At 48.0% G+C, this 21,402-nt stretch carries 14 protein-coding genes; 9 read left to right on the top strand and 5 right to left on the bottom strand.

Going from position 1 to position 21,402, the window contains the following annotated elements; genetic code table 11:
* Positions 1–37: 37 nt before the first annotated feature.
* The 3 genes from K8S19_10445 (at position 38) to K8S19_10435 (ending at position 4,943) form a co-directional block, all read left to right on the top strand.
* Positions 38–754 carry a PilZ domain-containing protein gene (locus K8S19_10445; GenBank protein MCD4814095.1) on the top strand — a complete coding sequence of 239 codons (717 nt, stop codon included), beginning with the start codon at positions 38–40 and terminating at the stop codon, positions 752–754.
* Positions 755–1,002: 248 nt separating this feature from the next.
* A complete protein-coding gene (xerD, locus tag K8S19_10440; GenBank protein MCD4814094.1) occupies positions 1,003–1,926 on the top strand; it encodes a site-specific tyrosine recombinase XerD in 924 nt (307 codons plus the stop codon).
* Positions 1,927–2,318: 392 nt separating this feature from the next.
* Entirely contained in the window at positions 2,319–4,943 is a 2,625-nt protein-coding gene (locus K8S19_10435) for a CBS domain-containing protein (GenBank protein MCD4814093.1), read from the top strand.
* A gap of 494 nt (positions 4,944–5,437) precedes the next feature.
* Here K8S19_10435 and K8S19_10430 read toward each other — a convergent pair whose 3' ends face one another.
* Positions 5,438–6,700 carry a response regulator gene (locus K8S19_10430; protein ID MCD4814092.1) on the bottom strand — a complete coding sequence of 421 codons (1,263 nt, stop codon included), beginning with the start codon at positions 6,698–6,700 and terminating at the stop codon, positions 5,438–5,440.
* Between the two features lie 179 nt (positions 6,701–6,879).
* Between K8S19_10430 and K8S19_10425 the strand changes: the two genes are divergently transcribed.
* From K8S19_10425 to K8S19_10405, 5 genes are all read left to right on the top strand, one after another.
* Complete coding sequence (locus K8S19_10425) at positions 6,880–7,926, top strand: DUF368 domain-containing protein (protein ID MCD4814091.1); 1,047 nt, start codon at positions 6,880–6,882, stop codon at positions 7,924–7,926.
* 60 nt (positions 7,927–7,986) lie between these two features.
* The gene (gene nifU, locus K8S19_10420; protein MCD4814090.1) at positions 7,987–8,838 is read left to right on the top strand and encodes a Fe-S cluster assembly protein NifU; all 852 of its coding nucleotides are present in this window, start codon (positions 7,987–7,989) and stop codon (positions 8,836–8,838) included.
* Positions 8,835–10,004 carry a cysteine desulfurase NifS gene (gene nifS / locus K8S19_10415; GenBank protein ID MCD4814089.1) on the top strand — a complete coding sequence of 390 codons (1,170 nt, stop codon included), beginning with the start codon at positions 8,835–8,837 and terminating at the stop codon, positions 10,002–10,004. Before nifU ends, nifS begins: the two co-directional genes overlap by 4 nt.
* Positions 10,005–10,237: 233 nt before the next feature.
* The gene (locus tag K8S19_10410) at positions 10,238–11,335 is read left to right on the top strand and encodes an ATP-dependent 6-phosphofructokinase (GenBank protein ID MCD4814088.1); all 1,098 of its coding nucleotides are present in this window, start codon (positions 10,238–10,240) and stop codon (positions 11,333–11,335) included.
* A 204-nt stretch (positions 11,336–11,539) separates the two neighbouring features.
* Complete coding sequence (locus K8S19_10405) at positions 11,540–13,351, top strand: diphosphate--fructose-6-phosphate 1-phosphotransferase (GenBank protein MCD4814087.1); 1,812 nt, start codon at positions 11,540–11,542, stop codon at positions 13,349–13,351.
* A 116-nt stretch (positions 13,352–13,467) separates the two neighbouring features.
* Here the strand turns inward: K8S19_10405 and K8S19_10400 are convergent, their stop codons facing one another.
* Entirely contained in the window at positions 13,468–16,665 is a 3,198-nt protein-coding gene (locus K8S19_10400; GenBank protein MCD4814086.1) for a response regulator, read from the bottom strand.
* Between the two features lie 330 nt (positions 16,666–16,995).
* Between K8S19_10400 and eno the strand changes: the two genes are divergently transcribed.
* On the top strand, positions 16,996–18,273 hold the full coding sequence (eno, locus tag K8S19_10395) for a phosphopyruvate hydratase (GenBank protein MCD4814085.1): 1,278 nt from the start codon (positions 16,996–16,998) through the stop codon (positions 18,271–18,273).
* 670 nt (positions 18,274–18,943) lie between these two features.
* Here the strand turns inward: eno and otsB are convergent.
* From otsB to K8S19_10380, 3 genes are all read right to left on the bottom strand, one after another.
* A complete protein-coding gene (gene otsB / locus K8S19_10390) occupies positions 18,944–19,729 on the bottom strand; it encodes a trehalose-phosphatase (protein ID MCD4814084.1) in 786 nt (261 codons plus the stop codon).
* Positions 19,730–19,829: 100 nt separating this feature from the next.
* Entirely contained in the window at positions 19,830–20,129 is a 300-nt protein-coding gene (locus tag K8S19_10385) for a metalloregulator ArsR/SmtB family transcription factor (protein ID MCD4814083.1), read from the bottom strand.
* Entirely contained in the window at positions 20,126–21,397 is a 1,272-nt protein-coding gene (locus tag K8S19_10380; GenBank protein MCD4814082.1) for a permease, read from the bottom strand. Before K8S19_10380 ends, K8S19_10385 begins: the two co-directional genes overlap by 4 nt.
* Positions 21,398–21,402: the final 5 nt, after the last annotated feature.

Below are 21,402 nucleotides of genomic sequence, written 5' to 3'. Positions count from 1 at the left end.
GTGAATAATTGGACCGTATCCATAAAAGGAGCTTCCTGTGGCATTTAAATTGCGTGATCCCCACGTTGCGTTGAAGCCGGTTGATCAGATCATTCAAAGCGGCGATGAAATCGGCCTGACCAATCCAGACACCGCGAATCCGGTTACGTTTCATCCGGTCGTGACAATGAGTGAGAATCAAACCTTGACGCTCAATTTGCCGGAAAAATTTTGGGAACTTATTCGTGTGGAACCGGGTTTGCCGGTCCAGGTAACCAAAATAGGTGCGGATAAAATGTACTATATAGAAGGTACGATTCATAAAATTGAGAAGGGAAAAAATTCCAATATTACGCTCCAACACAATGGGGAGATTTTATGCGCGCAGCGGCGGCTCTTTTACCGCTTTGACTTGAGACGGCCCTGCAGTTTTAAAAATATTACCCAGCCTGATGGCAAGATCATCAGCCGGCTGAAGGCGGTGATACAGGATATGAGTCCTTCGGGAATCGGTTTTTCAGCATCCCGCCGGCTGCCGCAGGGGACGCAGTTTGGGGTCGGAGATTTATTTCAAGCAGTGACATCTGACATGGAAAATTTAAATTATTATATGCAGGTGATGTGGGTCAAAGGGAACCGTCTTTTTGGATACCGCCATGGTGCTGTATTTAAATTTGCTTCTGAAAAAGACCAGGATGCCTTTGGACGTGTTTTGTCCCGGCTGCAAATTGACCGGTTGTCATGGTACTATCACAATGCGCTGGCAAGGAAATAAAGAGATATGGATACTGAAGAACGCGCTCGCAGAAGACGGCGTCAGATGGAAGGGGTTCACAAGATCGCTTCCGGGTTGATACGTATTCTTTTTATCGGCCTGTTGGTTTATTTTTCTTTAAAATATTTTGCAAAATAAACAGTATTTCTCGTTTTTTTTGATGTTGGTGGATGGGAAATGATTCTGTCACACTCGGCTCACCTGACAGGCGGCAACGGTGTTGAAAAGGTGTGGTCGCGGCTGTGCAGATGCGCTATGATATTTCTATGAACCCCAAATCCCCAAAAAACATTCCGGACTGGTTGCTTGAATTTACAGAATATCTTTCTGCGGAAAAAGGGCTCTCGCCCCTGACATTGGCAGCCTATCAGGGGGATATTCAGCAATACCTCGCCTATCTGGCATTACGGAAAATTTCTTTTGCTCCCCGGCAACCGCCGGGCAGAGAATACATTCAGAATTTTTTAGGAAGTTTACAGCAACAAACCAAGGCATCGGCAACCATCGTACGTGTCTTGGTCTCTTTGCGCGGCCTGCATCGGTTCTTGAAAACCGAGGGAACTGCGGCGTATGATCCGACCGAGGATTTTGAATCCTACCGGTTGTGGAAAAAACTGCCGGATGTCCTTAGTGTTGCTGAAGTTGAGCATTTTTTGCGTACGCCGGAGTTGAAGATGAGAAATGGTGTCCGGGATCGTGCCATGCTGGAGATGCTCTATGCCACCGGGATGCGTGTTTCCGAGCTGGTGACTGTCGTACCCGGTCAAATTCACTGGGATGAGGGGTATGTTTTGGTGAAGGGGAAAGGGCGGAAGGAACGCCTGGTTCCCATCGGCATGGCAGCGTTGGCGATTACCCGCCGTTATTTAGAGATGCGGGGGACGCAAGCAGCATCGGTTCCGCTTTTTCTTTCCCGGCCAGGGCGGGGTTTTTCGCGTGTTGGTTTCTGGAAATTGTTAAAACGTTACGCCCGAAAGGCCGGGATTACGAAAACCATTTCACCGCATACACTGCGTCATTCTTTTGCCACGCATCTGCTGGCCGGGGGTGCGGACCTGCGGATTGTTCAGGAAATGTTGGGTCACGCAGATATCGGCACCACCCAGATCTATACTCACGTTGACCGGAGACGGCTGCAAAACGTGCACAAGCAATTTCACCCGCGGGCGTAGGCGGTGAGAGTGTAGTCGGTCTTCACCGATAGTAGGGAATGGTCGCGACCATTCCCTACTATCGCCTGGTCAAACGATTGATCGCGTGAGCTGCCAAAGGACAAAGGTCGGAACGGGGATGAGGATAGACACTAAAATAGCGGCCACGAAGGCGAGCATCATCGTATCATCCGAATCCCGGCATCCGGCATTCGCCGGACAAGTTACGCCGGGCAATGCCTGGCAGCGTACTTGCTCAATTGTTTAACCGGGCTTCATCGGTAAATGAGTTCTGATTTTACTTTTTCAGGATCGATACTAATATTATCTCGGCAGGTTTGTTACCCTGACGTCAATTTCATCAATGGTATTTCTATGGGAAAATATACCGACAGAAGGCTATAATAGTAACTATGGAATTGATTCTGACCCACATCAATGCGGATTTTGACGGCCTGGCATCTGTTTTGGCAGCCGGCAAACTGTACCCTAATGCGCACATTTTTTTGCCTGGTTCCCAGGAGTACAACGTACGTGATTTTATAAAACAATATCCCGATTTATTTCCGAAGTTGGTCAAAGCCAGATTTTTAAGAAACAAACTATTTGAGAAAATTATTCTGGTGGATGTCAGCACAGCGGAAAGGCTGGGTGAATTTAGACGACTGCTTGATCAGGGGACACCGGTGATAATCAGTTATGATCATCATCCGGACAAAAAAAACAGACTGGGTACTCACGGCCGGTATTGTAAAAAGGTGGGAGCCAATACCACCATCCTCATTCAGGCGCTGCAAGAAAAGAAAATTATCCTGACTGCCATGGAAGCGACCCTGTTGGCATTGGGGCTGTACGAGGAGACCGGGAATTTTACCTATACATCGACCTGTTCGGAAGATTTAGCTGCGGCAGGTTTTTTGATTTCTCAGGGCGCGGACCTTACGATTGTCAGTGAATACATGAAACGGCCGTTTCGCAAGGAACAGCAACTGCTTTTTGAGGATCTGATTAAATCGCGCATTACCCGCGTCATCCAGGGTGTTGAAATTAGTCTGGTGCAGGCACAACGGGAAGTTTTTATCGAGGATTTGGCGGTGATTGTCAATCGTATTAAAGAATTGGAAAATCTTCCGGTGTTGTTTGCCCTCTGTCGAATGCATGCGCGCACTTATGTGATTGCACGCAGCAGTTTTCCCGGTGTGGATGGCGGGAAAATTCTCACTGCATTTCAAGGTGGCGGACATGCCACTGCCGCGTCGGCGGTTTTGAAAAACACCGATATTTCAGGACTGCGCCGTAAATTATTGGCGCGGCTTAAACATGAGATTCCCAAGACCGCTGTTATGGCATCCATCATGAGCGCGCCGGTGGTTTCGGTAACGGCAGCTGCCACGGTCGTGCAAGCCAGGAAAATGATGATGCGTTTCAGGCATTCCGGATTGCCGGTGACTGACAAAAACCAACTTGTGGGTATTGTCACACTGCATGACCTGGACAAAGCATATCATCATGGACTGGAACAGGTGATTGTTCAAGAGGTTATGCGGTCGCAGCCGGTCACTGCCGGTCCGGAAGAAACACTGTCGAGTGTCCGCCGAAAAATGATTGATAAAAATATTAGTTATCTGCCGATCGTGACAAAAGGCAAAATTTGCGGCATTGTGACCAAGAGTGATATTTTGCGCCATGGCCGCGAGGAAGAATTTTATCCTGTTATAAAATCTTATTTTTCATCCTGGGAGGAAGGGCCGCTTGACCGTGCTCAAATTCGACGCATGCTGCAGGAACGTTTGCCGGAGCGTGTGGTGACATTGTTGCATACCGCAGGTGAGGTTGCCGATCACATGGGAATCAAGGCGTATGTGGTTGGGGGATTTGTGCGTGATATTATACTCCAGGTGGAAAATCTTGATGTGGATATCATGGTCGAAGGCGATGGGATTGCCTATGCAGCGGTTTTGGCCGAACGGGTAGGCGGTCATGCAAAATCGCATGAACGTTTTGGTACTGCAAAAATTCACTGTCGCGGAAGTTTCGTGATTGATGTTGCTTCAGCCCGGACTGAATATTATGTATCGCCGGCGGCGTTGCCCCAGGTGGAGGCGGCCAGCTTGAAATATGATCTGTTTCGGCGCGATTTTACAGTTAATGCAATGGCCATCAGCATCAATCCCGGGCGCTTTGGTGAATTGGTGGATTATTTTGGCGGATTGCACGACTTACATGCCGGGTTGATCCGGGTTTTATATGCCTTAAGTTTTGTGGATGATCCGACGCGGATTTTTAGGGCAATCCGTTTTTCTCAGCGATTTGGGTTTGCCATTGAACCGGATACCCGGCGTTATATTCAGCATGCGCTCAAACGTGATTTAATGGGAAAACTTTCCCGGCCGCGTCTCTTTGATGAACTTATGCTGATTTTAAAGGAGGATCAACCTTTAAAAGCGCTGCGCTGTCTGGATCAGTTGCGTTTGTGGCCTTGGATTCATCCGGCGCTGAAATCAATGAAAAAAGTCCTGGCACATGTTGAGACGGTATGGGAAACGTTTGCTTTTGTTATTTTGTTTCTTGAAGACGAAATTGATCAGTCGGCAGTCTATTTAATGACCTTGCTGACGCCGTTGAGCACTGTTCAGATGTTGGAGCTTGCCAAGCGCTGTCAGTTTCCTAAAAAAATAACCGAGATGATGCTGGTCCAAAAAAAAACAGGTGACCGGGCAGTGGATGCGCTGGGGAAAATGGCCGGTGCCCAAGCGATGGGGACGGTCCGCCGTCTCAAAAATATTCCGGTTGAGGTTTTGCTGTATGAAATGAACCGAAATCGCAAACAACCTGCCGGACAGCTTATTCGGAAGTATTTGACGCGCTGGCGGGACGTGAAAATTTATACCACCGGCCGGGATTTGAAAAAAATGGGGTACACTCCCGGTCCGGTGTATGAGCGGATATTAAAAAAAATGCTGGCGTTGCGGTTGGAAAGAAAAATAATTACCCGGCAGGATGAAATCAAATATCTTCGTAAAAACTTTCCGCTCTGATTATAGGGTTGTCAAACAGGCGAGCCAGCCTCTAAGCATTTTTTAGTTGATCTTGAAAAAATCAAATTGGAACTCATTTCCCGATGAAGCCCGGTTAAACGATTGAGCAAGTACGCTGCCAGGCATTGCCCGGCGTAACTTGTCCGGCGAATGCCGGATGCCGGGAGTTGGATGATACGATGATACTTCGCCTTCGTGGCCGTTACTTTATGTCTATCCGCATCCCCGTTTCGACCGTTGTCCTTTGGCAGCTCACGCGATCAATCGTCTGAGTAGGGAATGGTCGCGACCATTCCCTACCCCTGCAGCTTATTCGTTCAACAGCACACACAGATCTTTTTTTGTTTTTTTAATATTCCCGATACGTTTCGTGTTTTCGGGATTGACTATTTAAAATAGAGTTGTTGCATAATATGAAAAACGAAGTGAAATGTTGCCGGGAATGGAAAAGCTTGGTGACCGCCGAGCGGTATAATGCCGCCATCTGGGGATTTTTATGTATTCAGGGTAACGCTGGAGTGCTCCGCAACTTGGTCCTGTAATTGTTTTTTGTGCTCGGTTTCAGGCGGTAAAAGTAGCGTGAAGGTTGTCCCGTGACCTATTTCTGATTTTACCCGCAGGTCACCGCCATGGTCCTGTGCGATTTTCAAACAGATCGATAATCCCAATCCTGTGCCCTGGCCTTTGGGTTTGGTCGTGAAAAACGGGCTCCATAATTTTTTCAATGATTCATTTGGAATTCCCGGACCGTTGTCTTGCACAGTTATTTTGAGCAGGTTGTTTTCCGGAAAGATTTTTATAGTAATTGAAGCCTTGCTTGTTCCTGTCAGGGCATCAGCGGCATTGGCGATTAGATTAACGAGGATCTGTGTAATTTGGACGGAATTGGCCATCACACGAAAAGGGACGTCTGCGATCTCACTGCGTACCTGACATAAATGCTTGGTTTTGGGAAGACAGATTTGAATGGCATCTTTCAAACAGGCGGCCTGGTCAAGCAGTTCCACTTCGCCGCCTTGTCCGTGGGAAAAAGAGCGCATGCCATCGACAATATTTCGTAGACGTTTAATGGCTTTTTCTGTTGTCAGGATCATCTCGCCAACATCACTCGGTGTGGGATGGAAATTTTCCGGTGATTTTGTTTGGTTGAATTTTTCAGAATAAGCACTCTCGCCGAAGTGGTTCCAGAAATTTTTCATCAGGGTGACATTGCCCTGTGCAATGGTCAGGGGATTGTTGATTTCGTGGGCAATACCGGCTGCCATGGTTCCCAGTGAAATCATTCGATCCGCCTGAACAAGCTGTTGGGCGCGTTCCTGGGCCAGTGTTTCCATTTGCAAAGAATAACTGAGCAGTTTTTCATTGGCGGCTTTTAATGATTTTTCATAACTGACAACCCGGACACCGACTGCGATACGGCTTTTTAATTCATCCTTATCAAATGGTTTGGTGATATAGTCATTGGCACCGGCATCCAAACCGGCCGTGATATCCTCGGGCCGGTCGTTGGACGTCACTAAGATGGCATAAACAAAACCGTCTTTATTCCGGGTGCGGAGGCGCTGACAGATTTCGGTTCCGTCAAGACCCGGCATCATCCAGTCAAGCAATGCAATTTCCGGGATCGGCGGGGTGGTGAGGATTTTCCAGGCAGCCTCTCCATCCGTGGCCAGGATGGTTTCGTAGTTTGAGCGTCTCAGGGAATTTTCCAAAAGCCGCAAGGTGATCTGGTCATCATCTGCCAGTAAAATACGCATAGGTGTCTCCTTGGATTGTAATGTATGCTTTTGCCCGAGTATCGGCCGGCGCAAGCAAAGAATAACCGTAAAAGAGCAGAAAGATATTCTACCTGGAAATAAGCTGTATGGGCAAGAAACAAATTCTTGTCACGTTATCGTGTTCGTGTATAATAATTTAAATTTTTTGGAAATGCCCGGTGGATTTAACCGGGGAAACCAAGCGGCAAGACGAGGTGGTTATGAAGTTTGTGATGATTATTTTAAAAGGTGCGGTTATCGGGGTGGCGAATATCATTCCCGGTGTTTCCGGCGGTACCATGGCGCTGGTATTAGGTATTTATGAGCGTTTGATTGGGGCGATTCATAATATCTCCCTGGAAACTTTCAAAATTTGCCTGGGTTTGATAAAAATGAAGCGCACTGCGGGAACGGCATTTTTGGAAGAAATGAAACGAATTGATGCGATTTTTCTTGCTCTGACCGGTATGGGAGCGGTGGCGGCGATTGTTGCGCTGGCCAATGTGATGACTATTTTACTCGAACAGCAGCATGATCCGACCTATGGATTTTTCTTTGGATTGGTGGTGGTTTCTGCGCTGGTGCCGTTTCGGCTTATTCGAAAGCAGACCCTGGCCGGGTTATTGGCCGGCATCATTGCCTTGGGCGGTGTGATCATGCTTGCCAATACCATGAGCGGTGATGCCATGGTGGCAAAGGAACAAAAAAAAATTGAAATAAAAATGGAGAAAAAAAATTCTGCGGTTTTTTCCGTGTCAAAGGAAAGCACCAACTATGAGGTGCTGCATCTTGTCCTGATGTTTGCGGCAGGTGCTGTGGCTATTTCAGCAATGATTTTGCCGGGGATTTCAGGGTCGTTTATTTTACTGCTCATGGGAGTTTATTTTGAGGTGCTCAAGGCCATCACCTACCGGGATTTTCTCTTGCTGGTTGTTTTTGCGCTGGGCTGCGGCATTGGGGTTTTGCTCTTTACACGGTTGTTAAATTTTTTATTGCGTAAATGGCATGATCAGACCATGACATTTTTGCTCGGATTGGTTTTGGGCTCGCTTTGGGCAATCTGGCCGTTTAAAAGCAGTGTCACGGTAGGCGAGGAAACACTCTATCTGGCCAATCGGTTACCCGCAGTTTGGACGGTCAATGAGACCGCGACATTGGTTACCGGCTTGCTGGGCGCCGGGATTGTTTTTGGGTTTATTTGGATTGAGAAAAAGCAAAAAAAATAATGAAAATAATGAAGAGAATGATTAAATGGGAGCTATTCTGATACTTGGAGCGTGATGATTATGTGGGACTACACTGATAAAGTAAAAAAACATTTTTTCGAGCCGCACAATGTGGGGACGGTCGTTGATACCAATGCGCTGGGTGAAGTTGGTTCGCTGGTTTGCGGTGATGCATTAAAACTGACCTTGAAGGTGGAACCTCAGTCAGAGAAAATTTTAGAGGCTAAATTTCAGACATTTGGTTGCGGGAGCGCAATTGCTTCCTCCAGTGTTTTAACGGATATGGTTATTGGCAAGACGCTGGATGAAGCCGCTAAAATAACCAATCGGGATATTGCCGAAGAATTGGGCGGTCTGCCTGAAGAAAAAATGCATTGTTCCGTGATGGGTATGGAAGCGTTGGAAGCTGCGATTGCAAATTACCGGGGTAAAGAATTTGTCAAAGAAGAGGAAGAAGAAGGGGCGGAAATTGTTTGTAAGTGTTTCGGGGTCACCGATAAAAAAATTGAGCGGGCGGTCATTGAGAATAACCTGAGCACCATTGAAGAAGTGACCAATTATACCAAAGCCGGCGGCGCCTGTGCCTCCTGTCATTGGAAAATTGACGAAATTATCAAGCGTGTGAAGAAAAATTTGCAGATACCTCAAACGACGGGTGAGCCGAAACCCCTGACCAATCTCAGGCGCATGCAATTGGTCCAGGAAACCCTGGATCGGGAAGTGCGGCCGGAATTGCAAAAAGACGGCGGTGATTTAGAGTTGGTGGATATTGAGGGTAAGCTGGTGAAGGTTAGACTTTTGGGAATGTGCGCAGGCTGTCAGGTGTCTCAGTTTACGCTGCGGGATGTTGTGGGCCAAAAACTCCGGGAATTTGTGGAACCTGATATTGAAGTGGAGGAGATAAAAAAATGAACAAAATTATCTATTTGGATAACAATGCCACCACAGCGGTCGCGCCTGAAGTTTTAGAGACCATGCTCCCGTATTATCGCGAGGACTATGGTAATCCTTCCAGTATGCATACATTTGGCGGGAAGTTGGGGAAGGATGTTGAGCAGGCGCGTGAAAAGGTTGCGGCGTTATTTAATTCCCAGGATACAGAGGTTTTGTTTACCAGCTGCGGGACAGAGTCGGATAATGCCGCTGTGCGGGGTGTATTAGAAGCCTATCCGGAAAAACGGCATATTATCACCACCCGTGTGGAACATCCGGCGATTTTAAGTTTGTGCAAGCATTTGGAAAATCGCGGCTATCGGGTCACCTATTTGGCGGTTGACAGCAAAGGAGCCCTTGATCTTGATGCCCTGCGCCAGGCGATCACACCGGAAACCGCCCTGGTTTCCGTCATGTACGCCAACAATGAGACCGGCACGGTTTTCCCGATTGCCAAGATCGCTGAGATTGTAAAAGAACGGGGTGCGCTCTTACATTGTGACGCAGTCCAGGCGCCGGGCAAACTTTCGTTGGATATGCGCCACATACAAGCGGATTTGGTATCCATCTCCGGGCATAAGCTGCATGCGGCCAAGGGTGTCGGTATTTTATATATTCGTCGGGGAACCCGGTTTGTTCCTTTTATTATCGGCGGCCATCAGGAACGCGGCCGGCGCGGGGGTACGGAAAATGTAGCCGGTATTGTTGGAATGGGAAAGGCCTGTGAATTGGCGATGAAACAACAAGTTGAGGAAACTGCTATATTGGCCAAACTCCGTGATCGTTTGGAGCGGGGGATTCTAAAAACCATTCCGGAAGTGCATATCAACGGTGATGCCACCGCACGGCTGGTTTCGACCGCCAATATAAGTTTTTCTTATATCGAGGGAGAGGCGATTTTACTTAAACTCAGCGATCAGGGTATTTGTGCCTCATCAGGCTCAGCCTGTACTTCCGGGTCCTTGGAGCCGAGTCATGTTTTGCGGGCCATGGGGGTTCCGTTTACCTCCATTCATGGTTCGATCCGGTTTAGCTTTTCGCGCTATAATACGGAAGCGGATGTTGATACGGTTCTCGCCGTGCTGCCGGGTATTGTGGAGGAACTGCGTTCGATGTCGCCATTTTGGAAAAATCGCAAAGCCTGACAGTTTTTTCCTGCAAAAAAAGTGAACTGAAAAACAATAAATACATTAAGCTGTTTTCTGGATTCTGTCGAAGCTAACAGATGTGGAAGGCGGGTATGCTTGGTGTATTTCGGGATTGCCGGTTAGATGTTGTGCGCATTGTACAGGACATCCCGGAACGGGGTGTGGAAGTTAAAACCAGCCGGCGGCGGGACGTGCAGTAGCCGGCAAATGAATGGAGCGGGGGTGGCATGATGGGGAAACGGATTTTGGTAACAACCGGTGGGGGTGATTGTCCCGGATTAAATGCTGTTATTCGTTCGATTGTTAAACGGGCGAGTCAGGAAGAAGACTGGGAGGTTCTCGGCTCGGTGGATGCCTTTACCGGCATTATGCGCGAACCCATGGAGATTATGCCGCTGAATCGATCCAATGTTGCGGGGATTCATGTGCGCGGCGGAACAATTATCGGTACGACCAATAAAGGGTCGCCATTTGACTGGCCGGTTAAAAAGCAGGATGGTACCTGGGATACAATTGATGCTTCAGATGATCTTATCCGGCGCATTCAATGTCAGCAGATTGATGCGGTAGTCAATATAGGGGGCGATGGATCACAGGATATTTCCAATCGTCTGTTTAAGAAAGGGTTGAATATCATCGGCGTTCCCAAAACCATTGATAATGATCTGTCCTGTACGGATTTTACATTCGGATTTCAGACCGCAGTTGAGATTGCGACCGATGCCGTGGATAAGCTGGTCACAACAGCAGCCAGTCATAACCGGATCATGATTCTTGAGGTGATGGGACGGGATGCCGGCTGGATCGGCCTTTCGGCGGCGGTTGCCGGCGGTGCGGATGTGGTATTGATTCCCGAGGTCCCGTATGATATTGAAAAAGTAGTTGGTAAACTAAAAAAAAGAATTCATAACGGCAAGGGATTTGCGATTATCGTTGTTGCGGAAGGTGCTAAGACAAAAGAGGGCGAGGTGGTCAGCGCTGAAAGTTCGGAAGTCGGCTATAAAAATGTCCGCCTGGGAGGCATCGGCTATGCGTTGATGGAGGAATTGAAAAAACGTATGAATGGTATCGGTATGCGGGTTACTGTGCTGGGTCATCTACAAAGAGGCGGCACACCCTGTGCTTTTGACCGGATTTTGGCTACGCAATTCGGGGTCAAGGCGGTTGAATTGATAAAAGAGCGAAAATTTGGACGCATGGTGGTTTACCGGCATCCCGATATTGTGGATGTAGCTTTGGAAGAGGCGGTTGATACGTATAATTTGATCGGGCCGGATAATTTTTTACTCAAGACTGCGCGCGGCAATAATATCAGTTTGGGTGATTAGCGGGTGGTTTTAAATGAAACGTAGGGGCACGGCAGCTTGTCCGGCGTATGCGGGATGCCGTGCCCCTACTGTAAAAAAAAGGACACACTTCCCGTATTTTTCTGGATTTTCATTCGTGGTTCCGCTACAATAGCCCCCAATTTTGGAATAACAATAATCGTACGGTAGAAGTGCCAGGAGGAACTATTTATGTCAAAAAGTCCTATGAAAGCCAACCCGGAATTAATAAAAAGCTGGGAGGAAACGGAAAAAAATAATTCGCTGTTTGAATCCGAATTACGCCGGATGCCCTTGCCGGTAAAAAAAGTATTTTTGGAACAAGGGACGATTGCTCCGGCGGGATTTGAACCATCCGATCAAGTCATTGATCAGGATCGTGATTTTAGTGAAGTGGCAAAAGCATTTCCGAAGCTGTTTCCCCGGACGGCCAGCGCAGTTCTTAAAGCCGGCACCGGTAATCGTCCGCAGGTAAAAGGAAAACGCGTGGCTGTTTTGTTTTCCGGCGGGCCTGCTGCGGGGGGGCATAATGTTTTGGTGGGTATTAAAAAAGCACTGGGCCCGGACAATACTTTGTTGGGTATCCGGCAAGGTCCGAAAGGGCTTTTGGAAGGTGATGTGTTTGAGGTTTCAGAGGAAGCCATTAAAAGAATTGCCAATACCGGGGGGTTTGATTTTTTGGGTTCCGACCGCACAAAAATAAAGAATCATGAGCAGTTCAAGCAGGTAAAAGCAGTCTGTCATGATCAGGCGATTGATGCTTTGGTCGTGGTGGGCGGTGATGACTCCAATACCAACGCAGCCGTCCTGGCGGAGTATCTGTTTGAAAATGTACATTCCGATGGGCGCGGCGTTCAGGTTATCGGTGTACCCAAAACCATTGATGGCGATTTACAGGCCGGGACGTTGTTGCCCATTTCATTTGGTTTTGATACAGCGACCAAGATTTATGCCGAGTTGGTGGGAAATATTTTGCAGGATACGCCTTCTTCCAGAAAATACTGGCATTTTATAAAACTCATGGGCCGTAGTGCATCCCATGTGGCATTGGAAGTGGCGCTTCAAACCAAACCGGCCGTGGCGTTTATTTCCGAGGAGATAGCGGAGAAGCAGCTTTCTATTTCTCAAATTGTGGATATTATCTGCCGGGCAATTGCCCGGCGGGCCGGCAAAGGCGTCAATCACGGTGTGGTGCTTATTCCCGAAGGATTGATTGAATTTATTCCGGAAATGAAGCGGCTGATTAGTGAATTGAATGAAGTGATGGCCAAATCAGCCAAGCTGCTAAGCGAAATTCATAGTATAAACGAGAAAAAAGATTTTATTTACGGAAAAATATCAGCGGATTCAGCAAAATTGATGGCCTCGCTGCCGAATGAGTTTGAGGATATGCTGCTTTTAGACCGCGATTCGCATGGGAATCTTCAGGTTTCGCAAATTCCCACGGAAAAATTGTTGATTGAGATGGTGAATACCCGTTTGCACGAAATGAAAGTGGAGCCGGAGTCCTTTGTGGGTCAAGCGGAAGGTCAGATTGACTTGACCCCTGAGGAGATCGTATGTTTTCAGAAATCAAAGCTTTCCACCAATCATCATTTTTTTGGTTATGAAGGGCGCTGCGGTGCCCCGAGCCGGTTTGATGCCGCCTATACTTTTAATTTGGGTCTGACTGCCGGCTCACTGGCTTTGGCAGGGAAGACCGGGTACATCGTCGCAGTTAATGCATTGGACTGCGGTGGAGAAGCACTGGCCATACCTTTGACCGGTTTGATTGTTATGGAACGCAGGCACGGCAATGATGAATTGGTGATTGAGAAGGCGCTGGTCGAGACCGATTCTCCGGCGTATAAATTTTTTATTTCAGTACGTGAACGTTGGAGCACGGAGGATTATTTTTCCTCACCCGGACCGCGTCAACTCTGGGGACCGGCAGCGATGCAGATGCCGGCACTGGTTGCGCTTAATCAGGGATACGGTGACTTGAAATTTGATCTGGGAGATACAATTTCCATTTTTTAAGTGAATACGCGAAATGTAAAAAAACGGCAGGTACCCAAGACGTACCTGCCGTTTTTTTATGCCAAGGAGCAGCCGCATGAGGTGCGAAACCGGGAGTGCCGGCTCAATGGGGGGAGTTATACCAGCATTGCATCGGTCATGATGTATTCTTTTAAGGAGACCACTTCCTGTTGGAGTGTGGACAGGGTTTGCGTAAGCTTGGTAGAGGATGCGTTTGATTTGGCCATGGTTTCCATATACTGTGCATATTGCCGGACACGTTCGCAGGAAAGATTGGCTGCCGTGCCTTTGAGTGTGTGCGCGGTTTTTCGGATGGCATCGTAGTCCGCGAGTTCTATCTGCGATTGCAATGTTGTCAAGGTCGCTTGGGATTGATCGGAAAATGAAATTAACAGGTCCTTGAGCAGTGTTTTATCTCCGTCGGCACGGTCCAAGGCTGTCTTGAAATGGATGATGGGAAGATCCGGCGCATCGGTGATGACGGCATCTTTCGGTGGATTGGAAGTCCATGATTCAGCTTGGGACCGCTTGGCACTGCGAATGCTTTGGGCATACTTGTCGATCAGCTCAAAAAGCAATTTGCGCTCAATGGGTTTGGAAATATAATCATCCATGCCTGCTTCCAGGCAGTGTTCGCGGTCGCCTTTTAAGGCATGCGCGGTCATGGCAATGATCGGGATGTGTCCGCCGGTCGTTTGCTCCTGTTTTCGGATTTCCCGGGTGGTCTCAAATCCATCCATGCGCGGCATTTGCACATCCATCAAGATGAGGTCAAAGTGTTGTTCTGTCATACAGGTGAGTGCCTGTAGGCCATCTTCCGCCTCTGCCACAGCATCACCGCGTTTGCCCAATAAGGCGAGCATGAGCTGCCGGTTGATGGCATTGTCTTCCACTACTAAAATATTTAAGCGTGAAATGCGTTCCTTGATCGTATGCTTGGTGATCATTGTTGGTTTGGCAAGCTGCTTTGGTTTTTGACTAAATCCTTCGGAAAGGGAATGGAATAGTTCGGATTTTTTTATGGGTTTGGTCAGATAACCGGTAATTCCCAGTTTGCGTGAACGGGCGCCATCGCCGCGTATTCCTGCCGAGGTGACGATGAAAGTTTTAAGGTCTTGATAATACGGCTCATGCGCAATGGTGGTTGCCACGGTAAATCCGTCCATCTCGGGCATCAAAATATCCAGCAGCAAAAGATGGAACGGTTCGCCTTTCTGATACGCTGCTTGTAATTGATCGATGGCCATCCGGCCATTGTCGGCTTCTGAAGTGATCATTTTCCAGCTCTGTAGAATTTCCCTGAAAATTTGACGATTGATGGCATTGTCGTCTACAATCAGGGCACGCATGTTTTCCAGCGGGACAGTCGGAGCAGGCTCCACTGTTTTCGGATGGCTTTGCAGCACGAAGGGAATCGTCAGTGTGAATTGGCTGCCCTGGCCGATCTGGCTATCCAGAGTAATGCTGCCGCCCATGAGTTCAACCAATTGTTTGGTGATGGATAATCCAAGACCGGTTCCGCCATACCGCCGGGTGGTTGAGGTGTCGGCCTGGGTGAAGGTATCGAAAATAAGTTGCTGTTTTTCCGGAGCAATCCCTATCCCGGTATCAGAAATATTCAGGACGATTTCGACTTTTTTCTCAGATTCGCTTTTTATATCGACCGATAGGATTATTTCGCCTTGGTCGGTGAATTTGATCGCATTGCCGGTTAAGTTGAGGATGATCTGCCGCAGTCTGCCCGGATCGCCGATTAATGTTGTTGGTGTGGTTGGGGAGACACGGCAGGCAAGTTCAAGATTTTTATCCGCTGCTTTGGCGGCCAGGGTCTCGGTGGCGGTCTCGACCACAGTACGCAAGTCAAAATCAATTTCCTCCAGGGTCAGGTAACCGGACTCAATCTTGGAAAAGTCAAGAATGGCATTGATTAATCCCAGCAATGAATCAGAGGCCAACAAGGCTTTGGCAAGATAATCACGTTGTTCAGGGTTCATCTCAGTATCCAGGACCAGTTGAATCATGCCAATAATGGCATTCATCGGCGTTCGGATTTCATGGCTCATATTGGCCAGAAATTCAGTTTTGGCCAGACTGGCTTGTTCCGCCAAAACGGCCAGATCATTGGCTTGCCGGACAGATTCGGCCAATAATTTGTTGGATTTTTCAGCGTCCTGGCGGGCTTCGTGTACTTCGACAATGTTGACAAACGAGGTTAAAATAACCTCTTCGCCGGCCAGCGTAATCGGGACGACTGTACATAAAACCGGCAATTTCTGCTGGTTTAACTGTTGTAGAAATAATTCCCGGGTTCCGGGAGGGTTGTTTTGAAAAAATTCCCTGTATTCTGGGATGAATTTATCAATCGGATACTGAATCAGGTCCGCTTCCTTTTGCGCACCCAGCATTTGGACGGCAGTCACATTTACACTGCGGATGGTATTGTCTTTTTGGAAAACGATGACCCCGAAGGGCATTTTTTTCAGAATAGTGTTGGGTATATCCAATGCCTGTTGCAATTGTTCGTGGATTTGTTTACGTTGGATGACATTGGCAATGTTGCCGGCCAAAGATGTCAGCAGGTAATCTTCATTTTTATTCCAGGGATGATTGGTGTGACAATCATCAAATCCAAGAAATCCCCAAAAACCATTCTCAACATGAATGGGAATCAACAAGAAAGAATGGATAGCATAATCGAGATTATAATTTTGTTCTGCAGGGGGAACGTCGGCAGTGAGGCTGTGGATGGGATTGCGCGACGAGAGGGTACCGTGCCACCGGGAGAAGGTTTCGGACTGATAACTGCAGTTTTTTGAGGAAGCATCATTGATTGTCTCGATGATTTCTTCGCGGCACCACTCGAACCGGCGGCTGAATCCCAGGTGGTGGCTGCCGGGCAGATCGTGGTTTTCGCATAAATAGACACGGTCATAGTTGGTAATGCGGCCTATGGTTGCAAAAATTTCCATCATGGCAATTGCATAATCTTCATCATAGCTGAAAATGGAGAGGAGACGATCAGTAGCTTCCGAGGTGCCGCGCATCAGCCGGTCCTGGAATTCCCGGTCTTTGTCAATTTGTTGATGACAATCGATTTCTTTTTGCAGTAAATCACGGAGCGTAGAAAGATCCGTGGCGGCCGCGCTTAAGCGCGTTTCCAGACGCTTATTGCCGGCTTCAAGTTTTGAGCTTCTTTTGCTAAGGGCGCGGTTGATGGAGAAAATGATCATGAGTAATATGCCCGAAAAGATCAGGGTCAAAAATACGATTGCGGCCAGACTGATAATGAAATAGGGGCTCAGATGGGAGAACACAGTACACTCCTGACGCGGATTTTAAGGGTGCTCTGTTTATACCCTTTCGCCTATCAAACCCTGCCGATTACGGCAGGGTTTGAATAAAGGACGCACGGGGCAGGCTGCCGGATATCCTGGGGCTTGCTCCGGGGTTGTTTCATAGATAAAGTTTCGGTTGGAAAAGAAAAAACCTAATCATAATTCATTAGTTTGTCCCTTTAAGAGAGAGCGGAACCGTGTCCAAAAAAAACTTGCATTTCAGATAGTCGGAGGATACAATACGCGGGTTTGTTTGGGGCGATACCCATAGAATATGTATGAAAAAACGAGAATTTTCAGGAGGATAGTATGTCAACAAAAATTAAGGCAGTGAAGGCATTGGAGATTTTGGATTCGCGCGGTAATCCGACTGTTCGCGTCATGGTCACACTGGAAAATGGCGTGGTTGCCAAAGCTTCGGTTCCTTCAGGCGCTTCGACCGGTGAGCATGAAGCGGTTGAGCTGCGTGACGGCGATCAATCGCGCTATTTGGGAAAAGGAACTACCAAAGCCGTGGCCAATGTGAATGGTCCCATCGCCCAGGCGGTCATTGGGAAGGATGCCCTGGATTTTAAGGCAATTGATAAAATCATGATTGATCTGGATGGCACACCGAATAAAGCAAAATTCGGCGCCAATGCCATTTTGGGTGTCTCCATGGCAGTGGTTGCAGCCGGTGCCCAGTCCAAGGGTATGCCGATTTATAAATATCTGGGCGGTGATGATGCCTGTATTTTACCGGCACCTATGATGAACATCATTAATGGCGGTCAACATGCCGATAACAGTGTGGATTTTCAGGAATTTATGGCCATGCCTTTGGGTTTGCCGTCTTTTAAAGAAGCATTGCGTGCCGGTGCCGAGGTTTTTCATAATCTCGCGAAAATCCTTAAGAAAAAGGGTTATTCAACAGCGGTAGGTGATGAAGGTGGTTTTGCACCGAATTTGAAAAGCAACGAAGAAGCCTGTGATGTTATTATCGAAGCGATTAAAGCGGCGGGTTATGAACCTGGTAAGGACATTTTCATCGCGCTTGATCCGGCCACTGCGTCCTTCTACGAAGATGGCAAGTACAATTTGAAGGATTCCGGCAGCGGGATCAAAACAACCGACGAAATGATTGCGCTTTGGACACAATGGATTGAAAAGTATCCGATCGTATCAATTGAAGATGCACTGGATGAAAATGATTGGGACGGGTTTAAACGTTTCACAGCGGAAGTTGGCGACAAAATTCAAATTGTGGGTGATGACTTGTTGGTGACCAATCCGGTATTTGTTAAAAAGGGCATTGAAATGAAGGCGGCCAATGCAGTTTTAGTTAAAGTCAATCAGATCGGTTCGATTTCTGAAACAATCGATACGATTAATTTATGTAAGGCTGCGGGCTGGAATTATATTATCTCCCACCGCAGCGGTGAGACTGAGGATACTTTCATTGCCGATCTGGCAGTGGCCATGGGCGGCGCGGAAATCAAGACCGGGTCTGCCAGCCGGAGCGACCGGATCGCCAAATATAACCGGTTGCTTGAGATTGAAGATGAATTGGGTGATAAAGCAGTCTATAAAAATGTTGTAAGCAAATAAATATATCAGGACAAAAAAGGGACCGGTTGAAAAACCGGTCCCTTTTTTTTATTCTAAAAAAAGTATTCTGGATTTTTTCGCCAAGTCGGCCTGTGCGCATTGTTGGTCTCACTTGCAGCGAATCCGGCATTCGCCGGACGCGGTGGGCAAGAGATCATACCGGGGTCGTGAAAAAGATATAGTCATAGGGTATGATGATGGGTGGAGAGAGGATAATCCGGACCGGACCCATGCTGCGTACTCGTTCAACAGTGCGCACAGATTTCAACCGATAGTAGGGAATGGTCGCGACCATTCCCTACTCAGACGATTGATCGCGTGTGCTGCCAAAGGACAAAGCACGGAACGGGGATGAGGATAGACACTAAAATAGTGGTCACGAAGGCGAGGTGTCATCGTATCATCCAAATCCCGGCAGCGTACTTGCTCAATCGTTTGACCAGGCTTTATCGAAAAATGAGTTCCAATTTGATTTTTTCAGGAGGGGCGCATCATCAGGTGTTAAGCTGATTTGATTTAGACGCGCGATTCAATAGAACTATTTATCCCTTTTCACCAAACAGCACACGTGAATGTGAGCCGTGTTTTCGCTTGCGGATGCATCAAATCAGCTTAACACCTGATGATGCTTATCAGTGCCAGTATAATATTTTTGAAAAACTCCAGCTCATCAACAGGCATCCCGCCATTTTCTCAGAAAATCCAGCAATTCTTCCGGCGGGTGGATCCAAAAATCGGCATCAGTGGGGCGGAACTCGTTGCGTACCAAAATGCCCTGACCGGCATTGCCCAAAGCGGCAAAGGCATCTTCATCCGTTTTATCATCACCTAAAAATGTGGCAAAAATATCATTCGGAGAGTCTTTTAAAATAGCTTTGACCGAGGTGCCTTTGTCCCGGCCTTTTACCCTGAGTTCCAGTCCGCCGTCAAATGCCTGAAGTTCCAGTCCGGCGTGATTTTGAAAAGGCTCGCACACAGCTTGCGCGTGTTTTGAAAATGTTTCGCGCTGTTTGTTATCCAGGCCTCGCCAGTGGACTGCCACAGAGCTGGGTTTGATATCCATTTTTTCAATCGGGATTTGTCTTTGGAAATCATTTTTAACGGTTTCAAGAATGTTCCGGATATCATCAGGAAGCGGGAAGTCTTCGGTGGTGCCGTCTGTCAAGAGATGCTGCCATCCATGCGAACCCCAAATCTCCGGGTTGGGCTGCATATTAAGCAGCGGTAAAATTTCATTTAAGGGGCGACCGGTCACAATCACGACGCGAGAAGTGGGTTTGGCAATAATTTCATAGAGAAGATCAGTTACGCCGGGATAGGGAAAGGCTTTGAAGCGGTCATCGACAAAAGGTGATAAGGTGCCGTCAAAATCCAATAGAAGTAGTTTTTGTGAAGCCTGCTCGAGATGATTGAAAAAAGTTGTATCAGGGAAGGTCAGATCTGTTTGTAGGGTCATGGGGTGCCTCCTGGGACGTTGAGATCATTGTACCGTAAGTAACGGGTAAAACAAGTCTGGTCTGAATATCTAATTGCCGCAGCAGCGGGGAAAAACATGACTATTCATTGACATGTTTTTTGCCGATGGCAATCAGTTGATGAATGTGCGCATCGGATAAATGATAAAAACTGGACTGGCCGACCCTGCGTCGCGAAACCAAATTGGCCTGCCGTAAGACCTTCAATTGATGCGAGACAGCAGAAAGTGTCACCTCCAGATGTTGGGTCAGTTCGGTGACAGAGAGTTCCTTCTTTGCCAGGAGCAGCATGATACGCAGACGGTTGGGATCGCTCAGATGGTGAAAAAGATCAGCCAGAGCTTCTATCTTTTTTTGGTTGTTATTTTTGCTGCGGGTCATAAAATCCCCTTGGTTTTTGCGGCCGGATACCCGGCAGCCTGGATGTGCCGGATAATGGTTTTTTCATCCAATGTGTGACCGCTGATGCGGACCGTCTCGGTATCAAGATCAATCTTAACTTGGGTGATCTGCCGGTTTTTTAAGAGTGTGGTTTGGATTTTGGCAACGCACTTTTTACAGGTCATCCCCGAAACATACAGCGAAAGGATTTCGTCGGTGGGTGCCGGGTGCTTGCGGTGCTGTTGCAGCCATGCTGTCAGGTCTTTGCCGGACCAATACCCGATGAGTCCGGTAAGACAGACCGCAGCCAGCATATTGAGGAGCACCATGATCAGCGGTTGATGCTCGTGATGCGTTCGCAAAGTGGTGCTGACCAGGGAAGCACCACATGATTGAAAAAGTAATCCAAAGGCAATGCTGCCGAGGACCACGGTTCCCAGATAAATGGCGGTGATACGTTTGCCGAAATGTTTGAGAATGGCAGCCAAGGTGGCGGCATTGGTGGCCGGTCCTGCCATGAGAAATACCAGCGCAGAGCCGATTGGCAGACCGGCAGCGATCAAAGAAGCGACAATCGGTACGGAACCTGTGGTGCAGACATAAAGCGGGATTGCAATTGCCAGCATGACCAGCATGCCCCAGAGTCCCTGCAAAGCCGGCATGTTTGTAAAGGCATTGGCAGGAAACAAAACAGTGATCAATGCTGCGACCAAAAGTCCGATCGCAAGATATTGGTAGATGCCGCCGATGAGTTCCCGGACGGAAAAATCCCAAAAAAGGCGCCAACGCGAAAGCGGGGTTTTATTTTTAAATGCCGCAATTGATGTTTCACTGGTTGCAGTCTGTGCGGACAGGCGCGGTTCGGTCGTGTGGACAGCCAATCCTCCCAAAATTCCGGTGAAAAAAGCAGCCAGTACTTTGAAGAGCGCCAGCGGCCATCCCAGGAATGAGGCGGTGACCAGAATGGAATCCACACCGGTTTGAGGTGTGCTGATGAGAAATCCGACGGCAGCACCATTGCCGGCACCGTCTTTTTTGATGCCGATGGTGGCAGGCAAGACACCGCAAGAGCAGAGCGGCAAGGGTATACCCAACAGGGAGGTTTTGAAGATACTGCTGATTTTGCCGCTGCCGGTATGACGTTTGACAAAACCTTTGGGAAGAAAAAGTTTCAGTAAACCGGCCAGGAAGGCACCGAGGAAAAGCCATAGCGACAGTTCAAGCATAATTTGCCAGAGGGCGGTTAAAAAGTTTAATAGTGCGGTCATAGCAA

It is taken from the genome of bacterium (genome assembly GCA_021108215.1).
Taxonomy (GTDB): Bacteria; Oederibacteriota; JAAXVQ01; order JAAXVQ01; family JAUVAV01; genus JAIORK01.
Note: the sequence above shows the minus strand (reverse complement) of the source record. Positions and strands in the feature narration are given on the sequence as shown.